The organism is Mangrovibacterium marinum, assembly GCF_003046625.1.
GTDB lineage: Bacteria > Bacteroidota > Bacteroidia > Bacteroidales > Prolixibacteraceae > Mangrovibacterium > Mangrovibacterium marinum.
Window position 1 is genome coordinate 1 of record NZ_QAAD01000008.1, and the last position, 17602, is coordinate 17602.

Here is a 17602-nt window from a genome sequence, read left to right on the forward strand (position 1 = left end):
GTACAAAACAATAATCGAATTTGAACAACTAAATAATAATCAAAGAATAGCAGCGTAGCGCTTAACTAGCCGTACAGTTTTTTGTTGCATATCCACCCCAGCCCATGATTCCGGCTCCCCCTTGAGCATAAGCGGTAACAAGGGTTCAGTTGCTCCTCGTTTCTAACGACAGGAAGCCGGAAATAATCTTCGGTGCCAACTGAAAACTGAACACCGCTACTGACCACTTCTTCCCGCCCGGCAATAATTACATAACAGCTTCCTATAAGAACACCCGCTACGCCTCCCGCTCCGTAAGCCCTAACGCCTTGCAGCCGGTAAGCTCCGTAAACTACACGTACCCGCTTTCGGTCAATTTTAGCAATATATCTGCAAACCAGGCGCAGTTTAACCCCAATGCCTCATCTATTGCTACGTCTCTTCCGCTAACATCCAAACGAGCCGAATGCACCCCTAATAATATCCAGCCCATACCATTTCGAGTGGAACGGTGATCCAGGCAAACGACAGGCGCTCCGCTGGAGCCGCGATGGGTTCTTGCATCCGTAAGGAAATAGCCATTGCCCTGGAATCGCATCACAAATGAAGATGCATTAATCGCATGTCGAACAACCGGTAGTTTGTGCAAGGTGTCGTAAAATCCCAGTGGAAAGCCCACGATTAACATTGAAGTGCCAATGTCGATCGTTTCTTGTTCGCCCAGAAGGTTTTCCGGTGTAAACGTGGTGTAGATCGCATCCGGTGGGAGTGCTGTTTTGTCGATCTTTATGACCGCAACGTCAATTTTTCCCGTCGAGTCTAAACCAGCAACCCATTGGGATACTCCGTTTTGGTATAAGGGGATGGAATATTCAATCGTCTGCGTAATATTACTGGCATCGGTGTGAAACGTTATTTGAATTCGGTCAGGGAAGTGACCGTCCATCTCATCGTGGAAAACGTGCAGACTGGTTACTAAAAATAGGTTGTTCTCTCGTTGAAAAAAGAATCCCGTTGCATTTGTTAACAGTTGCCCAGCTGAATAAGTCAGGATCGGAGTGGCACTCAATAACAGAGGGTCAATAGACATCGATTTATACTTCATAACTTTACGATCCTCCCGGAACCGGTGTTCGTTAAAATTCATTTTCTCCCAAACTTGGCCTTTTCTTATTTGTCGTTCGGCAGATGATTGGCATTTTCAAGTTCCACATAATAATCTGAATTTGCAAGAAAGTAGCTTTAATAACAATCGGCGTCCTGTAAAACTTCATGCTCTCCCAGGTTCCTTTGGGTGTAGCGTTTAACCTAAAGGCTGAGTTATGCGTAAAATTTTCACAAAGATGCGGAACGGCGAGCTTATTACAGGGCAGTGGACTTACTTTTATAATGCTAGGCGAACTTGCAACTTAATTTTGCCCATAACCCATAGCTAAAATGAAAATTTATATCAAAAATATGGTCTGCATCCGATGTCAAATGGTGGTTAGAGCTGAATTGGAAAAGCTCGGGATTCAGTACTCATACGTAAAAATCGGAGAAGCAAATATTTTGGGAGATGTCCACCCGGAGGAGCTGGTGCAGTTGTCGGTTGCTTTAAAAAAATCGGGTTTGGAGCTGATGGACGACAAAAAAAGTATCCTGGTTGAGAAGATTAAAAATGTGATTGTTGAATTGGTTCACTACACCGACGATCAGATTAAAGTAAACCTTTCGGATTACCTGAGTGAAAAGCTCGGTTACGATTATACCTATATGGCCAACCTGTTTTCAGAGGTAAAAGGCATAACGATTGAAAAATTTTATTTATCCCACAAAATTGAACGGGTCAAAGAACTGATTGTCTATGATGAATTGAATCTGACCGAAATATCCTATAAAATGCACTACAGCAGCGTTGCACACTTATCCAATCAATTCAAAAAAATTACCGGCTTAACTCCCTCTCACTTCAAAAAGCTAAGAAATAAGCGACGCGACTCCCTCGATAATGTGTGAATCATGCAAATTTTACTTGGAATTGTGTAATGCGAAGGTGCTTTTAAATCCGGAACTTTACAAGGAGTAAATCCAGCAATCCTGGAAAATCTTACTGTTTTCTACGATTGCTTTGTCCTATGACTGTTCGTCATCGACTTTGTCTGCGGTTTTGGGTGTTGTCAATCTTGAATAACCCATGGCAAATACCAACTATACAGGGTTAACCCATGCCTTTGAATCGAAGGTTGGAATTAAATAACAAATAAAACAACTCCCCTTGAATGAAAATGAAAAATACTACCTGGAAGATATCTTCCAACGCTTTATTGAACCGCATTTCTCAGTTGTCGATTATGTAATTCTTTTTGAGTGGGATCAGGTGTCAAGAGACTATCGGTACGTTGTAACTCCGAGAGGAGATAAAAATAAGTTTATCTGTTTTTACCTCCACAAAAGCAATCAGATTGATGCTTTTGAAATGGTTATTATTTATACCAAGGTTGGTGCATTTAACTTTCACAATACCCAAAAAATACTTTTCCTTCTGGAACATGATGATGTTGAGCGGTTCAATCGGTTTCTACAGGAGTTTATTGATGATTTGGACGAAAAAAGGCTTTACGGTTCGCTGTTTGATGTTTTCAGTCCCGTTTTCTTTCGGAAACCTGAAAAAAAAATATACCCAAAACATAAACCGAAAACATAAACCGAAAACATGAATATTTTATTGATATACCCACAATGCCCCGATTCGTTTTGGAGTTTTAAAAATGCCTTGAAATTCATCGCCAAAAAGGCGGCGGTTCCGCCTCTCGGATTAATTACCGTATCAGCAATGCTCCCTCCAACCTGGCAAAAAAAGTTGGTAGACCTTAATGTATCCAAGCTTCACGAAAGTGATGTAATATGGGCCGACTTGGTGTTCATTAGCGCAATGTACATTCAAAAAGAATCGGTCGGCAAGATCATTGCAATGTGTTTGAAATGGCAGACTAAAATCGTCGCCGGTGGGCCTCTGTTCACTCAGGAATATTTGAAATATCCGCACATCGACCATTTTGTTTTAAATGAAGCGGAAATCACCCTGCCACCCTTTTTGAGTGATTTAGAACAGCAAAAACCAAAGCGAATTTACCAAACCCAGGATTATGCCGATATCTCTCAAACTCCTGTTCCCGATTACCACTTGTTATCGGTTAAAGACTATGCATTTATGAACATTCAGGTTACCAGGGGATGTCCGTTTGCCTGTAGTTTTTGTGAAATTACCTCCCTGTTGGGCCACAAGGTCAGAATGAAGAAAACTTCCCAGATTATTGATGAATTGAATGTTCTGTACCATCAAATAAAATGGCGAGGCCCGGTATCCATCGTCGATGATAATTTCATTGGCAATAAAAGCATGTTGAAAAGCAGTCTGCTTCCGGCGATGAAAAAATGGATGCAGGCACATCGGTTCCCGTTTTCCTTTAATATTGAGACGTCGATCAATTTAGCAGATGATCCCGAATTGTTAAAACAGCTGGTTGAAACCGGTTTTAATTCTACATTTATTGGCATCGAAACTCCGGACGAGGAGTCGCTACACTACTGCAATAAAGTACAAAACAAAAACCGCGACCTGCTTGAGAGTATTCGAATAATACAAAATGGCGGGATGCAGGTATCTGCGGGCTTTATTGTTGGTTTCGACAGTGATACTCCTTCCGTATTTCAGCGGCAGATTGATTTCATCCAGCAAAGCGGCATCGTTTCAGCCATGGTCGGCTTACTAAATGCCCCGAAAAACACCCCACTGTACCATCAACTGAAAGCTGAAAACAGGCTTCTTGAAGACCCGACCGGAAACAACACCGATATGTCTGTCAATTTTATAACGAAAATGGACCGAAACGATTTGCTGAAAGGCTATAAGCACATTATTCACAGTATTTACAGTATAAAACCTTATTACCAAAGGCTGCGGAAACTGCTGTTGAGTTATAACCCCCGGTCTAATCGCGCAACAAAAATCAATTTCTCCCTGTTCCGGGCATTTCTCAAATCCGTGCTCATCCTTGGCCTGCTTAATAAAGGTCGAAGGCAATATTGGAAGTTGCTGACCTGGACGTTATTTAAACGCCCGAGCGCAATTATCGACGCCGTTACTTATGCCGTTTATGGCTATCACTATCGGAAAGTTTACGGATTGCAGAATTAAGGCCTTGATTTAATACACTAATGTGTGAATGATGTAACTTAAATCGTCAATTATGTAACGCTTTCAATAGCTTTTTCAACGACCTTCACGAAAGCACCGTACACTGGCGAAATCATGCAAATGAATGATGAAATAGAGAAATCGAGAGTACAGGTTCTGATCGAACTGGTCGAATATGCTCCGCATTCGGTTGTCAGTAAAACAATCATCCGGAAAACAACCGGAAACGTAACCGTTATTGCAATTGATACGGAAGAGAAACTAATCGAAAAAATTTCTCCTTTCGATACCTTTATCCAAATCATCGACGGCTCTGCTGAAGTGGTTATCGAACAGAAAAAGAGCCGGTTAGAAGCCGGTGATGCGATCGTTGTTCCTGCCCATACTGCCCACTTTATAACGGCAAAAACCCGGTTTAAAATGATTGCCACAATTATCAAAAGTGGTTACGAAGAAAGCACAACCGCAATCTGACGACAGTAATTATTATCGAGCAGAAGCGAAAGCAAAGACATACGAACGAACGAAAAACACGATGAAGCAAAAAATGGAACAGTACTCAAGCTCAACAGGGCAAAAGACAGAAATGAACGAAAAAATTTCAATCGTTCAGGGGAAGAACGTTGATCATTCGAACTACACCAAACCAAGCCCTAAAGCAAACGGGTATCAGGAAGGTGAATTGGTATATGAACTGGCCAATCCTCGGATCGATTTGATTGTGAGACGTAATGTAGGGAAAAGATATTATTGCAACAAAAGAGGCCAATTGGGAGGCAAAGAATTGGTGTTTTTTGAAAGACAGATCGCCCCAATTAATCAGAGGATACAACCAGTTCATATAACCGTTAACATGGGAGGCGACAAACTTAGCCATCTATTTTCGGTGAGTTGCAGCCTTTCGCTGATAAGGTGATAGGATTGCAGAAAATAGCTTTCGATCAGATAGGTACAGGCAATATCGAATTTTAGTATATGGATTCAGAGCTTTTTTTTCGTTTCGGGCGATATCTTCGGCCGTCTGCAAATAGTTCTCCAAAACACGATTCAATTCACCCTCTGTAAATCCCTCTTTTATTTCCAAAATTTCCTGTACAAATCCATCAACCTTAAACTCGATAAAATTATAATCCGGAAAATGTTTTAACGCCACAAATAAAAAACGGAAGACATCAAGGGGTTTATTGCTCTCGGCAGCATCGCCCATTTTTAACCTGTCACTGATTTTTTTCTCCTCCATCGTTATCTCTTCATCAATCCGAAGAAATTCATCGTCAGCAATTTCGAACAAAGCTGCCAAGCGGTTAATGCGTCGTTTCAAACTTTGCGGGATACTCTTTTTATATTTGATCTTATGGTCCAGCACACTCCAGGCATCCTGAATGATCGTTCTGATCTGTAATTCAAACCGAATAGAAGAGTACGCCGAAAACTCCGGGTTTTTATTGTATTTGTCATTAATAGCCAAATCCAGGTGAAGACTTTTATAGCCGAATTTGTCATCTGTACTCTCTATCTGTATGGTTTTATCCGTAATGGCAACTTCCCGGAAATACTTACTGAGTTCCCTCCGAATCGACTTAACGTCCCTAGAGTAAAGGCAAATAACTCTAATTCCAATAAAATCAGTCAGGTAGTCAAATATTTTGTAGCTTTTATTCGACGATGGAATCCCCTTGGCATATTTTCGCTCAAACTTACTTAAGCACTCTTCGTAATCTTTTACCCGCCCCGAAACGCTTTCTACGTTCGGAAGGGTATTTATGAGTTGAATTAGAAATGACAGAGCTTCATTGTAATATCCCAGGTTGGTGTGATAATAGGAATTGAATTCTTTTATTTTTTGATCAATGTTTTTCATGCTGACTGATTGTCGATTTTCTTGACAAATTAATTCATCTGAATATCCCGGCCTTCTGGGGAAAAACCGCTTAGAAGATAATCCCGGAACAAAAATTGTGCGATACAAACAGTAAAAATAATTCGAAAAATAAACTATCCGTTTTTTTTAATTTACCAAAGATGGACTCCATACCCGCAAATTGTCATACAAACGACATTTGCTATTTCGAGCTTATCGAATGCTCCAGTATGTATCGTGATAAAAGCCAATTTAGCGATTTATAATAGGTTTCCAGCTGATTTTCCGTTATCCCGGTATTTTCATTGCTCGGCTTTGGTGTTGGCATTTCGTCCAAAAATGAGTACAGCTCTGGGTAGTATTCCCAAATTACCATGGTCATTCTCAGAATGTCAGAACTTAGGTCTGCCATTGAATCCTGTGCTATGTTTTTACGATTGTCCATTACTACTGATGCGTTAAAAATTTTCACTAAATAAATTCAATTGTTCTTTGACATCTTGATTGATTTGATATTCTGTAAGCAGTTCTTTTATTGGAGTTTTGTCAAACACAGAAATGCCTAAAATTTGCATGATCTCATAAATTGAGAGGTCACTTTTCAAAGAATGCTTGACTTTAGCAACAATGAGGTAAGTGCAGATTGCTACCCATATATGGATATTGACGGCATTTTCAGAGTGGCCCCAAAGTTTTTTAATTGTAAGATTCTGTTTTATCCATTTGAAAAAAATCTCTATTTGCCAACGATTCCGGTATAGATGAGCAATTTCAAGTGCTGAAGCGGATGTGTTATTCGTTATAAAAGTTAAGAGGGTATCTTTTTCATCATCATAAAACTCAACAAGCCTTAATGGCTCAGGGTACAATTTCTTTGACTTGTATCCATTGAGAATGATGATTTTATCACTTCTTAGCCCTGTGGTCTCGTCAATATTGTAATTGACCTCTGTGACAGAAAAATCCATTGTTGTTTTTGCTCTGGATATAAAAAAGGCTTCAGATTCATTCATGCGACATAATGCTTTAAAATCGATATAAGCCTTATCCATGACATAAATTGCATTTACTTCGGGCGTAATAGCATCAAGCACATTGCTATCATGGTATTTGCCGTCGGTGATCAGGATATAGGATGGAATACTTCCTCTTAAATCCAGCAACGTATGGATCTTTATTGCTCCTCTGGAGTATTTGCCCGGTGCCCAACTGAAAAGCTTTAGGCTAAGTGAAACAGTCGTTGAATCCAAAGCAAACACTTCATTTTTGATGTGAACATCGGGAATTGAAGAGTCTGCATATAATGGCCGAACTTCCCGGATCAGGTAGTTGCCAAAATCAGCAAAGATCCTTGAGTCTCTGTTCTCGTTAGCTCTTGATAGTGTGGATTGATTCACATATTGCTTTATCCCAAGATGATAAAGTTTATTTCTATGAGCTTTCAAACATGTACAGATATCTCGTAACGAGTTTCTTGCTGTTAATTGACCAAAGAACAATTGAATAAACTGATTCCAGCAGTTGAAATCTCTTGTTCGATAATCTCCGTTGTATTGTTTCACGAATTTGTCAAACTCATAGTGGTTTACAAACTGCAGCAGCTGAGCAAAAACATATTTACCAGAATTCATAGCCTTGCATTAAAAAGTGCAAAACTAAAAGTCAAATCAAATCAAAAAATCAAAGAACGCCTGTATTATCTTGAAATATAATTTATTACGAAGTAGTTTTAAAAATTAACGCATCACTAGTAATTGTCCATAAACAAAAAACGATTGGTTTTGTATACACGAAGAAAATTCGCGTTGCCTGATATTAATTACGAAGAAAGGGTTTCGCAAGTTCAACTATTGCAACTTCTTTCCGGACAACCACCGCTAGCGCACTTTTGCAAAGTGTGCCTTTGGGGACTTGTAACCCAACTCCCTCGTTTGAGCGCTAGCGGAAACGAGGGAGTCGTAGTCCGTCGTTTTTAACGACAAATCGAAAATGACTGTGACGGCTCGTAAATTGTAAATAGCTAAATCGTAAATCAACACAGTTTGCAGCCACGTTTACCGGGCCAGCCAGAAACATTTGGGGAGTCTGAGCCTTCTTTCATCTTCTGAGCACTGCCCCCGAAACATCGGGGGAAACTGATTACTAAAAAGAGGACATCGGATTCGTAGGATTCATAGGAAACAGGTGCCGCGAATTGAATTCGCTTATTCTGTCTCCTCCCTGAGACTGAAAACCGCGAATGCGACTGACCATTTCCCCAAATCCTACATTTCCTACGTTTCCTACATCCTCCATCTTAAGTTTATCCTGTTGATAGTGCCCCGAAAGCCTTTTTTACCTGTAGCTTGGCTCGCCTCTTGCAGCCCTGTTTCCTAAACCACTCCGGGACATCGGGGGCGACTGCGACTGAAAACTGCGACTGATCACTGGACACTGGCCACTGCGACTAATCACTTCCCATCCCGCCCGGCAATAATTACATAACAGCTTCCTATAAGAACACCCGCTACGCCTCCCGCTCCGTAAGCCCTAACGCCTTGCAGCCGGTAAGCTCCGTGCCTACGCTTACCCGCTTTCAGGCTTTCAGCGGCCTTGCTACCCGGTCTTTCCGCTACGCTCCAAGCTCAGGCCGCAAGAAAGTAAAATGGGCTTACTTACGCGCTTAAGCGGCTCCGCTCTGTCTTATAGGGCCATTATGTAAAAAATGCCTCCCCCCGCACGCTGAACTGGCAACATTTCCTCATCGGGCAGCATCGCACGAATGCCACAAAAATTCCCCAACCACCCTTGCCCTGTGAAATTCCTGCAAATTTTGTAACTTAATTCAATGTACTACACCCATATTTTGCACAGCGAACTGGATGGTCAGTTCTATGCAGGTTACACACAAAATTTGAAGGAAAGATTTGAGTCGCATTGTCAGGGGCATGTTGAGTCTACCAAAAATCGACGCCCCTTGAAACTGATATATTTTGAGGCATGCATGGATCAGGCCGATGCACTCCGCCGGGAGAAGTATTTCAAAACACATTACGGTAAGATGTTCTTAAAGAAGCGACTCAAATCGTATTTCACAGGGCGCTAAGGTGCAGGGCTAAGTGTTTTACGGCCAATGCCTGCGGCCGCTTCGTTCCGCTTCACTTCAGGACACTTCGGCGCTGCGCTATCGCGCAACTACCCTCCGTGCCCTTCCGTTCTGCCTCACTCAGCCGCCTCGGCAACCCGCGCAAGAGTAGCTTGGCATTCCATTTTATTTCATGCCAGGCTACCCTTGCCTTTGCCAACCCACGCCGACGAACATCTAACCCCCTCCCACAAATTACAAACAGGCAAAGGACAACTGGTGTTTGTCTGCATTCTTCGGCAAGCCTGTTGGCATCAATTTCAGAATATTGGATATTGAAAAGGTATATTCCTTTTATTTCGGAATTATTTTAAAAGGTTATTTGTGTTTAGATATGGTGTAAAATCGGAGATGAAGCTGGCTGTTGATTTGTGTGCAAATTGTGTGCAAATAAAAAGAGGTTACAAGTTTTGATCTTGTAACCTCTTGATTTTCAGTAGCGAGAGGCGGGCTTGAACCGCCGACCTCATGATTATGAATCATGCGCTCTAACCAGCTGAGCTACCTCGCCATTTTTTGTAGAACTGATGCGCTTTTGATCATCTGCGTTGTTCAAAATTGCGGTGCAAATATAGCATTTAATTTTTACGATATGCAAGCGTTTTTCTGAAAAATATTTTGCCAATTTTATTTTCATTGGCTAATTGACCGATTATAACTATATTGCACCAAACATTACAACTATGACCGCAAAATCAAAAATTCAACTTGAGTTCCCGATCAAATGTTCTCCAAGTGTATTGTATAATCGTTTTAGTACTGCATCGGGGCTTAGCGAGTGGTTCGCCGACGATGTGCATGTAAAAGGGAAGAATTACACTTTTATTTGGGAGGGCGCCGAGCAAGTTGCCGAGATGATCCAAAATAAAGACAGTCGCTTGGTGCGCTACAAGTGGGAAGACGACGAAGATGAGGAAACTTACTTCGAGTTTTTGATCACCAAAGACGAGCTGACAGGCGATGTTACCCTCCTGATTACCGATTTTGCGGAGGAAGACGAAATTGATGAAGCCACTGAACTTTGGAACTCGCAGATAACCGATTTGCGAAGGATTCTGGGTTGTTAAGATCGATTAACTTTAATTTTTTCCAAAATAGCTTAGCTTTGTATCGTTTCCCAAATCATTCAAATGAAACGATTACATCAATATGTGCTGAAGAGTTTTCTGGGTCCTTTCTTTATGACCTTTTTCATCTGTGTATTTATCCTGCTGATGCAGTTTTTGTGGAAATACATCGACGATATGGTAGGCAAGGGGCTGGAATGGAGTATTGTAGGCGAGTTGCTGCTTTATGCTTCCCTGGGGCTGGTGCCGATGGCCTTTCCGTTGGCCACGTTGCTGGCGTCAATCATGACCTTTGGTAGTTTGGGCGAAAACTATGAGCTGGTGGCTATGAAAGCCTCGGGCATTTCGCTGTTCCGCATCATGAAGCCTTTGGTGTTTGTTGCCGTTGGCCTGGCTTTGTTTGCTTTTTATTTTTCCAATAATATCCTGCCGCAAACCAACCTGAAGTTTGGCGCTCTGATGGCGAGCATTAAGAAGCAGAAGCCAGAGATGGTTATCTCGGAAGGCGTGTTTACCAACGATATTGATGGTTACAGCATCAAGGTGGATCGAAAAAGCAAGAAGAGCAATTTGCTCTACGGAATTCTGATTTACGATCATACCGAAAATCAGGGAAACACCTCGGTAACGGTTGCCGACTCGGGATTCATGAAGATCTCGGAAGATAAGAAGTTCATGATTATGACCTTGTTCTCGGGCGAAACGGCCATTGATGAAAACCCGCGGCAAAGCCGGCGCGACAAGCGCTACTCTTTTCGGCGTACGCATTTCGAGAAGCAAATTGTTACCGTTCCGCTGAAAGGTTTCGATTTTAAGCGCACCGACGAGGATAACCTCCGCAACATGTACCGGATGCTTACCCTGCGGCAATTGGAGCACTTCGAAGATTCGTTGTACACGGACTATAACCAACGCGTGCGGCGTTTTGCCATCAACATGCGCTATAACCAGAAGTTAAACCGCTCGGTGGTGGATCTGACCCAGGTGGTGGATTCGCTAAAGACCTACCATCCGATGGGGGAGGTGCACGCGGTGAATTTCGACTCGTTGATGGTGAACCAGGATCCGATGCAGAAGGACGAAGTGCTGCAGACGGCTCTGAGCCAGGCGCGCATGAACAAGCAAACCATCGATCAGAATGTCTTCGAACTTTACAATATTAAGAAATCGCTGAATAAATATTCGATGGAGAAACATCGCAAGTTTACCTGGTCGGTTGCTTGCCTGATTTTTTTCTTTATCGGTGCGCCCCTGGGGGCCATTATTCGCAAGGGTGGGCTCGGAATGCCTACTGTTGTCTCCATCCTGATGTTTATCCTGTACTATATGGTGGCCATCTCGGGCGAAAAGGCAGCCCGCGAGGATGTCTGGACCATGGTTGAAGGGATGTGGTTGTCGACCTTTATCTTCTTCCCTCTGGGATTTTTCCTGACCTACAAGGCGGCAACTGATTCCGGTTTGTTAAATGTGGAGACATATCAGTACAAAATCCGGAAATTCATCAACTTTATTCTTCGAAGAAAGAATGATTCTGTAAATTCCGATCATGCGAATCCTACAACTAACCAATAAAACTCCCTGGCCACCAACCGACGGTGGTGCTATTGCTACGCTCAACTTGTCCAAAGGATTTTTCCTGCTGGGGCACGAGGTGACTATTTTGGCGATGAACACGGAAAAACATGCCACCCGCCTGGAGGACATTCCCGAACATTTAGCCGCACAAATTCGATTTAAACTGGTTGATGTGCCTGCCCGAATCACCATCCGGGGGGCCTTGCAGAACTTGTTATTTTCGGATCTGCCCTATAATGCCGCCCGCTTTATAAGCGAGGACTACAGTCGCGCTTTGATCGATTTGCTCGAGGCGGAGGAATTTGATGTGATCCAGCTGGAGGGGCTGTACCTCTGTCCTTACATCCCGCTAATTCGGCAGCATAGCAAAGCCTTGATCGCCTATCGGGCTCATAATATCGAACATGAAATATGGGAACGTACCAAGCGGGTTGCTTCAGGCTTTCATCGTCTCTACCTAAGTTGGCTGGCCCGGCGGATTAAAAAATTCGGATTAAGTTACCTGAATTCCTACGATGTTTTGGTTTCTATTACCGATCGCGACGGCGAGTATCTGGATCGCATTGGAAACACCAAGCCCCGGATTACGTCACAAACCGGGATTGACTTGTCAAGCCTGGTGCCTAACGTGAAAGATCTGGACTTTCCGTCGCTGTTTCATATTGGCTCGCTCGAGTGGGGGCCTAACCAGGAAGGTTTGTTGTGGTTTCTGAACCAATGCTGGCCGTTGATCCATCACAAATATCCGGAGTTGAAGTTTTACGTCGCCGGGCGAAATGCGCCGCAATGGCTGGCTGCCAAGCTGAAGATGCCGAACGTGGTTTTTCTGGGTGAAATTGACGATGCCTACCAGTTTATGAACTCCAAGGCCGTGATGATGGTTCCTTTGCGTTCGGGATCGGGTATGCGGATTAAAATTGTGGAAGGGATGGCGCTGGGAAAAGCCATCGTCACAACCTCAATTGGCGTGGAAGGGATTGCTGCCACCGACCGGGAGCAGCTGCTGATCGCCAATGATCCGGATGCGTTTTTGCAGGCAGTTACGGCTTTGATTGAGGATCGGGAGCTTTTTAAAAAGCTTTCGAAAAATGCGGTGGAGTTCATTCGGGAGAAGTTCGACAATATGACCATTGCCTCGTCGTTGGTCGATTTTTACAAGAAACAGCTGAATGCTTGAGTGGACCTTCTGGATAGCACTGATCACCCTCTTTTACACGTATGTGGGGTATGGCCTGGCGTTGGGCTTGTTGGTTGCGTTGAAGCGTTTGTGGCGCCGGCCGCAGCCGCTGTTGCTTCCCGCCGAGTGGCCCGAAGTGTGTCTGTTTGTGACCGCTTATAACGAAGCAGACTGTGTGGCGGCTAAAGTTGAAAACTCGCTGCAGCTCAACTATCCGGCATCCAAACTGAAGTTTTTGTGGATTACCGATGGCTCGGACGATGGAACACCTGAGCTGTTGACGAAATATCCCGGGATAAGAGTGGAGCATTTGCCCGAGCGGCGGGGAAAAGTTCATGCGATGAACCGGGGGATGCAGTTCGTTGATACGCCTTATGTGGTTTTTACCGATGCCAATACCATGCTCTCACCAGAGGCCATTCAGCAGCTGATCCGCCATTTTCAGGATCCGCAGGTGGCTTGTGTAGCCGGCGAAAAGAGGGTGCTGGCTGCCGACTGGAGTAATGTTGCTGCCGGCGGTGAAAAGATGTACTGGAGTTTCGAGTCGACGATCAAGCAACTGGAGTCGGAGCTGAGCTCGGTGGTGGGGGCGGCCGGTGAGCTGTTTGCCCTTCGTACCAGTCAGTTTCAGCCCCCGAGTGCGGATAGCCTGCTCGACGATTTTCAACTATCCATGGGACTGGCCATTGCCGGTTATCGGGTTGTTTACGAACCGGCAGCGGTAGCTGTCGAGCAGGCATCGCTGAATGTGAGCGAAGAACTCAAACGAAAAAACCGGATTGCTGCCGGAGGACTTCAGTCGATGGTGCGCATGCCAGGGCTGCTTAATCCCTTTCGGGTGGGCTGGCTGAGCTTTCAATATTTCTCGCATAAAGTTCTGCGATGGACCCTGGCTCCATGGGCCTTAGTGCTTGCTTTGGTAACCAACATCTTGCTTGTTGCCGGCAATTCTTCAGAATTAATTTACATCATTCTGCTGGTCCTGCAAGGCCTGTGGTATCTGTTTGCAGGTATGGGTTTTATGCTTGAAGGCCGGTGCCGCGGTAACAAGCTTTTTTTTATTCCGTATTACTTTACTGCCATTCATATCGCTGCATTTACAGGTCTTTACAGGCTTGTGCGGCGTAAGCAGTCGGTGGCCTGGGAGCAGGCCCGCCGGGCATAAGCGAGCAAAGTTATTTGTAAATCGATAAAATTGCTTAGTTTTGCAGCGGCATTTTGAAAACCAACCAATTATAATGAGCGAGTTCAAATTAAATACAATTCCTGAAGCGATCCAAGCCATTAAAAATGGTGACTTGGTTATCGTTGTCGATGACGAAGATCGCGAAAATGAAGGTGACTTTATTGCAGCCGCCGAGTTAATGACTCCCGAGAAAGTGAATTTCATGGCTACGCATGGTCGCGGGTTGATCTGTGTTCCATTAACGGAAAAGCGTTGCGATGAGCTGGAGCTCGACCTGATGGTCGGGAGAAACACCTCGTCGCACGAAACACCTTTTACCGTTTCTGTTGATTTGATTGGCTACGGATGTACAACCGGTATTTCGGCCGCCGATCGGGCCAAGACCATTCAGGCTTTGGTGAATAAAGAGACCAAGCCGGCAGAACTGGGACGCCCGGGACATATTTTCCCCTTGAAAGCCAAGGAACGTGGGGTGCTGCGTCGTGCAGGACACACTGAGGCGGCGATCGATTTGGCCCGACTAGCCGGACTGGAACCAGCTGGTGTCTTAGTCGAGATTATGAACGAAGATGGTACCATGGCTCGTTTGCCCGAGTTGATGAAGGTGGCTGAACGTTTCAATTTGAAGATTGTGACGATCAAAGATCTGATTGAGTACTTGCAGGATTCTGAAAGTCTCATCGAGCGGGGAGAGCAAGTTCCCATACCCACCAAATACGGAGACTTCAATATCATTCCCTTCCGCCAAAAGACAAACGGTATGGAGCATGTTGCTCTGGTGAAAGGGAGCTGGGAAAAAGACGAAGAAATCTTGGTCCGCATGCACTCATCCTGCATGACCGGCGATATTTTTGGGTCGATGCGTTGCGAGTGTGGCGATCAGCTGCATAAAGCCATGGAGATGATTGAAAAAGCCGGTAAGGGCGTGATTGTTTATATGTTGCAGGAAGGTCGCGGTATCGGTTTGATGAACAAAATTGCAGCCTACAAATTACAGGATGAAGGGATGGATACCGTGGAAGCCAACATTCACCTGGGCTTTAAAGCCGACGAACGCGACTATGGCGTAGGCGCACAAATCTTACAAAGCTTAGGGGTGAAAAAGATGAAGCTAATGACCAATAACCCGGTAAAACGGGTGGGCATTGAAGGCTACGGCTTAACGGTTACATCAACGGTGAACATCGAAATTGAACCCAATGAGTATAACCAGCGCTACTTGAAGACAAAGCGCGACCGGATGGGACATTTCCTGCAAAAATTTAAATACGATTAAGCGCCATGGGCATGTTTGATCACCTGTTTAGCGACGGGTACGACGATACAGTCGAGGGGATCGACTACTACATGACGAAAGAGGGATACCGGGTGATGACTGAAAGCTATCTGGTAAAACGCGGATATTGCTGTTCGAACGGCTGTCGTCATTGTCCGTACGATCCCAAAGCGATGAAAGGGAACCGAACCCTGAGGCCCGATGTGGCAAAAAAATATAAGTTATAAGTAAGAGGCTGTCCCTCGGGATGGCCTTTTTTTTGAACGTCTCTTTTTTGACGTTTAAGCGAGCGTTCCGTCAATTCTAATTTGTATAAACAAGGATCTTTTGTCCTACCGGACGGGTTTTACTCTTTGCCTTGAAGCAAAGAGTAAACAGAAAATTCAAGGCTAATTTTTATCTTCAGGTGTCAGCTCCCGAAAGCTAAGTTCAACCGGGTGATTTCCTCCTCGCGTCGGAACGTCCCGGTTTCTCTAAGCTTCCGGTTCGCCTCTCACCATCGATAAAAAGTAGGCCGGTCCCGCTCCGAGCGAGCTTTCGTCCTCTCTAAAATGCCTTCTGCTGTCTTCCACCACTTTCATTCCTGTTGGTGATTCCCGGGAATCATGAAGGTTTTTTGTGAAAGTCCCTTTTTCGACGCTTAAGCGAGCGTTCCGTCAATTCTAATTTGTATAAAAAAGGATCTTTTGTCCTACCGGATGGTTTTTCACTTTTCAGCAATGGCTTTAGCCATTCAATACCGATTAGCTTCAAAAGTGTCGCATCCTATCACTTCGTTCCAATGCTCCTTTTTCAGTCTATCGGCATTATACCGTCCTATTTCATAGCATAAATTAGCCTGTAAAACGGTATAATTTGGGTAGCACGAAAGGCAACACGAAGATTCTCCCGTCCCGTATGGGACGGAATTTTCTCCGGTCGTCGTTAAGCTACCCAGATTGCATCCCTCCGGGATTGCAGGAAGCTTTTCGTTTGATTCCGGTCATGATAGAAACAGGCCACTCGGTCCCAACTCTTGCTCGGTGATGCTGTTTTGGACAACAACCCGATAACTTTTGAAAACAATGACAACCCGACAACTCATTGGAACTACGATAACTACGATCTCCGACTTTCCTATCTGCAAGCAATTTCTGTTGAATCACGATGCCTTTTTCGATGCTTTCTTTTTAGCCTGAAGATCCAATAATCCAACAATCCGACCGTCTGTTTTGAATTTTATTGCTTAAACTTGCCTGTGCGGTAGCACCAACAAACCGAAAAGTGTTACCGCTGTTTAAATAGGTATGGAAATGAATAATTCACAAATTCAAAATAAGCTGGAACAACTGGAGGCGTGGTTTAAAGCCAGGAAAGGTTCTATTGTTGCCTTTTCGGGTGGAATTGATTCAACCTTGGTGTTGTTTCTGGCAAGGAAGTTTCAGGGTAAGGACAATGCGATCGGGGTTATTTCAAATTCCGAAAGCTTGAAAAAGAAGGATTTCGAGTTGGCGCAAGATTTTTGTCGTGACTTCGATATTACCCTTGAAGTTATTAAAACGGAAGAGCTGGTTGACGAGCGGTATAACACGAATCCGGAGAACCGTTGCTTTTTTTGCAAGGAACATCTGTTTCACGATTTGCAAACAATACACGCGAAATATCCCGACTTTGATGTGTTGAGTGGCACCAATCACGACGATTTGGCCGATTACCGCCCGGGCTTGCAGGCGGCAGCGCAGTACCAGGTGTTGGCACCTATGGCGCAGTGTCGGCTTACCAAGGAGGAAATCCGTGCTATTGCCCGCCATTTTCAGCTGCCCAACTGGGATAAGCCGGCCAGCCCCTGCCTGAGCTCGCGCATTCCGTACAACCATCAAATTACGCGCGAAAAGCTGAAGCAGGTCGAAGCGGCCGAGAACTTCCTGAACGAGCTGGGCTTTGCCGATGTTCGTGTGCGCCATTACGGCTCGTACGGGCAGGTTGAGGTGCAGCAGGCGGAACTACCGCGTTTGTTTGCAATGGAGAATCAGGTTGTTGATCAGATTAAATCCTTCGGTTTTGCCGATGTGAAACTGGATCGCGAAGGCTTGGTTTCCGGAAAGCTAAACCGGGTAATTAATAGAACAGAAGACGTGAGTCGTGAGTCCTGATACAGGAATACTCAAGACTCAATACTCAAAACTCAATACTGAAAA

Annotated in this window: 16 protein-coding genes and 1 tRNA gene; 13 read left to right on the top strand and 4 right to left on the bottom strand. The window is 44.3% G+C overall.

Annotation, left to right across the window (positions count from 1 at the left end; all coding sequences use genetic code 11):
* Positions 1 to 331: 331 nt before the first annotated feature.
* Positions 332 to 1084 carry a S1 family peptidase gene (locus C8N47_RS09175; protein ID WP_211316089.1) on the bottom strand — a complete coding sequence of 251 codons (753 nt, stop codon included), beginning with the start codon at positions 1082 to 1084 and terminating at the stop codon, positions 332 to 334.
* A gap of 332 nt (positions 1085 to 1416) precedes the next feature.
* Here C8N47_RS09175 and C8N47_RS09180 point away from each other — a divergent pair, with 332 nt between their 5' ends.
* The 5 genes from C8N47_RS09180 (at position 1417) to C8N47_RS09200 (ending at position 5075) form a co-directional block, all read left to right on the top strand.
* Positions 1417 to 1977 (top strand): helix-turn-helix domain-containing protein, encoded by a 561-nt coding sequence (locus C8N47_RS09180; RefSeq protein ID WP_107822258.1) that lies wholly within the window; start codon positions 1417 to 1419, stop codon positions 1975 to 1977.
* A 259-nt stretch (positions 1978 to 2236) separates the two neighbouring features.
* Complete coding sequence (locus C8N47_RS09185; RefSeq protein WP_107822259.1) at positions 2237 to 2665, top strand: hypothetical protein; 429 nt, start codon at positions 2237 to 2239, stop codon at positions 2663 to 2665.
* 9 nt (positions 2666 to 2674) lie between these two features.
* A complete protein-coding gene (locus C8N47_RS09190) occupies positions 2675 to 4159 on the top strand; it encodes a B12-binding domain-containing radical SAM protein (RefSeq protein ID WP_107822260.1) in 1485 nt (494 codons plus the stop codon).
* 120 nt (positions 4160 to 4279) lie between these two features.
* The gene (locus C8N47_RS09195) at positions 4280 to 4633 is read left to right on the top strand and encodes a cupin domain-containing protein (protein ID WP_211316090.1); all 354 of its coding nucleotides are present in this window, start codon (positions 4280 to 4282) and stop codon (positions 4631 to 4633) included.
* Complete coding sequence (locus C8N47_RS09200) at positions 4584 to 5075, top strand: hypothetical protein (protein WP_146161486.1); 492 nt, start codon at positions 4584 to 4586, stop codon at positions 5073 to 5075. The genes C8N47_RS09195 and C8N47_RS09200 overlap by 50 nt, the downstream gene beginning before the upstream one ends.
* On the opposite strand, the gene C8N47_RS09205 is transcribed toward C8N47_RS09200, so the two are convergent.
* Both C8N47_RS09205 and C8N47_RS09215 read right to left on the bottom strand, forming a co-directional pair.
* The gene (locus C8N47_RS09205; protein WP_146161487.1) at positions 5037 to 6128 is read right to left on the bottom strand and encodes a GTP pyrophosphokinase; all 1092 of its coding nucleotides are present in this window, start codon (positions 6126 to 6128) and stop codon (positions 5037 to 5039) included. The two genes, C8N47_RS09200 and C8N47_RS09205, sit on opposite strands and share 39 nt — an antisense overlap.
* Before the next feature lie 350 nt (positions 6129 to 6478).
* A complete protein-coding gene (locus C8N47_RS09215) occupies positions 6479 to 7651 on the bottom strand; it encodes an IS4 family transposase (RefSeq protein ID WP_107822265.1) in 1173 nt (390 codons plus the stop codon).
* A 1196-nt stretch (positions 7652 to 8847) separates the two neighbouring features.
* Between C8N47_RS09215 and C8N47_RS09220 the strand changes: the two genes are divergently transcribed.
* On the top strand, positions 8848 to 9105 hold the full coding sequence (locus C8N47_RS09220; RefSeq protein ID WP_107822266.1) for a GIY-YIG nuclease family protein: 258 nt from the start codon (positions 8848 to 8850) through the stop codon (positions 9103 to 9105).
* A gap of 476 nt (positions 9106 to 9581) precedes the next feature.
* Here the strand turns inward: C8N47_RS09220 and C8N47_RS09225 are convergent.
* Positions 9582 to 9655 (bottom strand) — tRNA-Met (locus tag C8N47_RS09225).
* Positions 9656 to 9827: 172 nt separating this feature from the next.
* On the opposite strand from C8N47_RS09225, the gene C8N47_RS09230 reads away from it, so the two are divergent.
* The 7 genes from C8N47_RS09230 to larE all read left to right on the top strand — a co-directional run bounded on the left by C8N47_RS09230 (position 9828) and on the right by larE (position 17557).
* Positions 9828 to 10211 (top strand): START-like domain-containing protein, encoded by a 384-nt coding sequence (locus tag C8N47_RS09230; protein ID WP_107822408.1) that lies wholly within the window; start codon positions 9828 to 9830, stop codon positions 10209 to 10211.
* Positions 10212 to 10274: 63 nt separating this feature from the next.
* On the top strand, positions 10275 to 11783 hold the full coding sequence (locus tag C8N47_RS09235) for an LptF/LptG family permease (RefSeq protein WP_107822267.1): 1509 nt from the start codon (positions 10275 to 10277) through the stop codon (positions 11781 to 11783).
* Complete coding sequence (locus C8N47_RS09240; protein WP_107822268.1) at positions 11758 to 12963, top strand: glycosyltransferase family 4 protein; 1206 nt, start codon at positions 11758 to 11760, stop codon at positions 12961 to 12963. The genes C8N47_RS09235 and C8N47_RS09240 overlap by 26 nt, the downstream gene beginning before the upstream one ends.
* Positions 12956 to 14128 carry a glycosyltransferase family 2 protein gene (locus C8N47_RS09245; protein ID WP_107822269.1) on the top strand — a complete coding sequence of 391 codons (1173 nt, stop codon included), beginning with the start codon at positions 12956 to 12958 and terminating at the stop codon, positions 14126 to 14128. The genes C8N47_RS09240 and C8N47_RS09245 overlap by 8 nt, the downstream gene beginning before the upstream one ends.
* Positions 14129 to 14201: 73 nt before the next feature.
* Positions 14202 to 15425: a bifunctional 3,4-dihydroxy-2-butanone-4-phosphate synthase/GTP cyclohydrolase II gene (locus C8N47_RS09250; protein ID WP_107822270.1), complete on the top strand. Its 1224-nt coding sequence runs from the start codon at positions 14202 to 14204 to the stop codon at positions 15423 to 15425.
* An 11-nt stretch (positions 15426 to 15436) separates the two neighbouring features.
* Complete coding sequence (locus C8N47_RS09255; protein WP_107822409.1) at positions 15437 to 15652, top strand: C1orf53 family protein; 216 nt, start codon at positions 15437 to 15439, stop codon at positions 15650 to 15652.
* Between the two features lie 1065 nt (positions 15653 to 16717).
* Positions 16718 to 17557, top strand: a complete 840-nt coding sequence (gene larE / locus C8N47_RS09260; protein ID WP_170111350.1) for an ATP-dependent sacrificial sulfur transferase LarE — start codon at positions 16718 to 16720, stop codon at positions 17555 to 17557.
* The last annotated feature ends 45 nt before the right edge of the window (positions 17558 to 17602 follow it).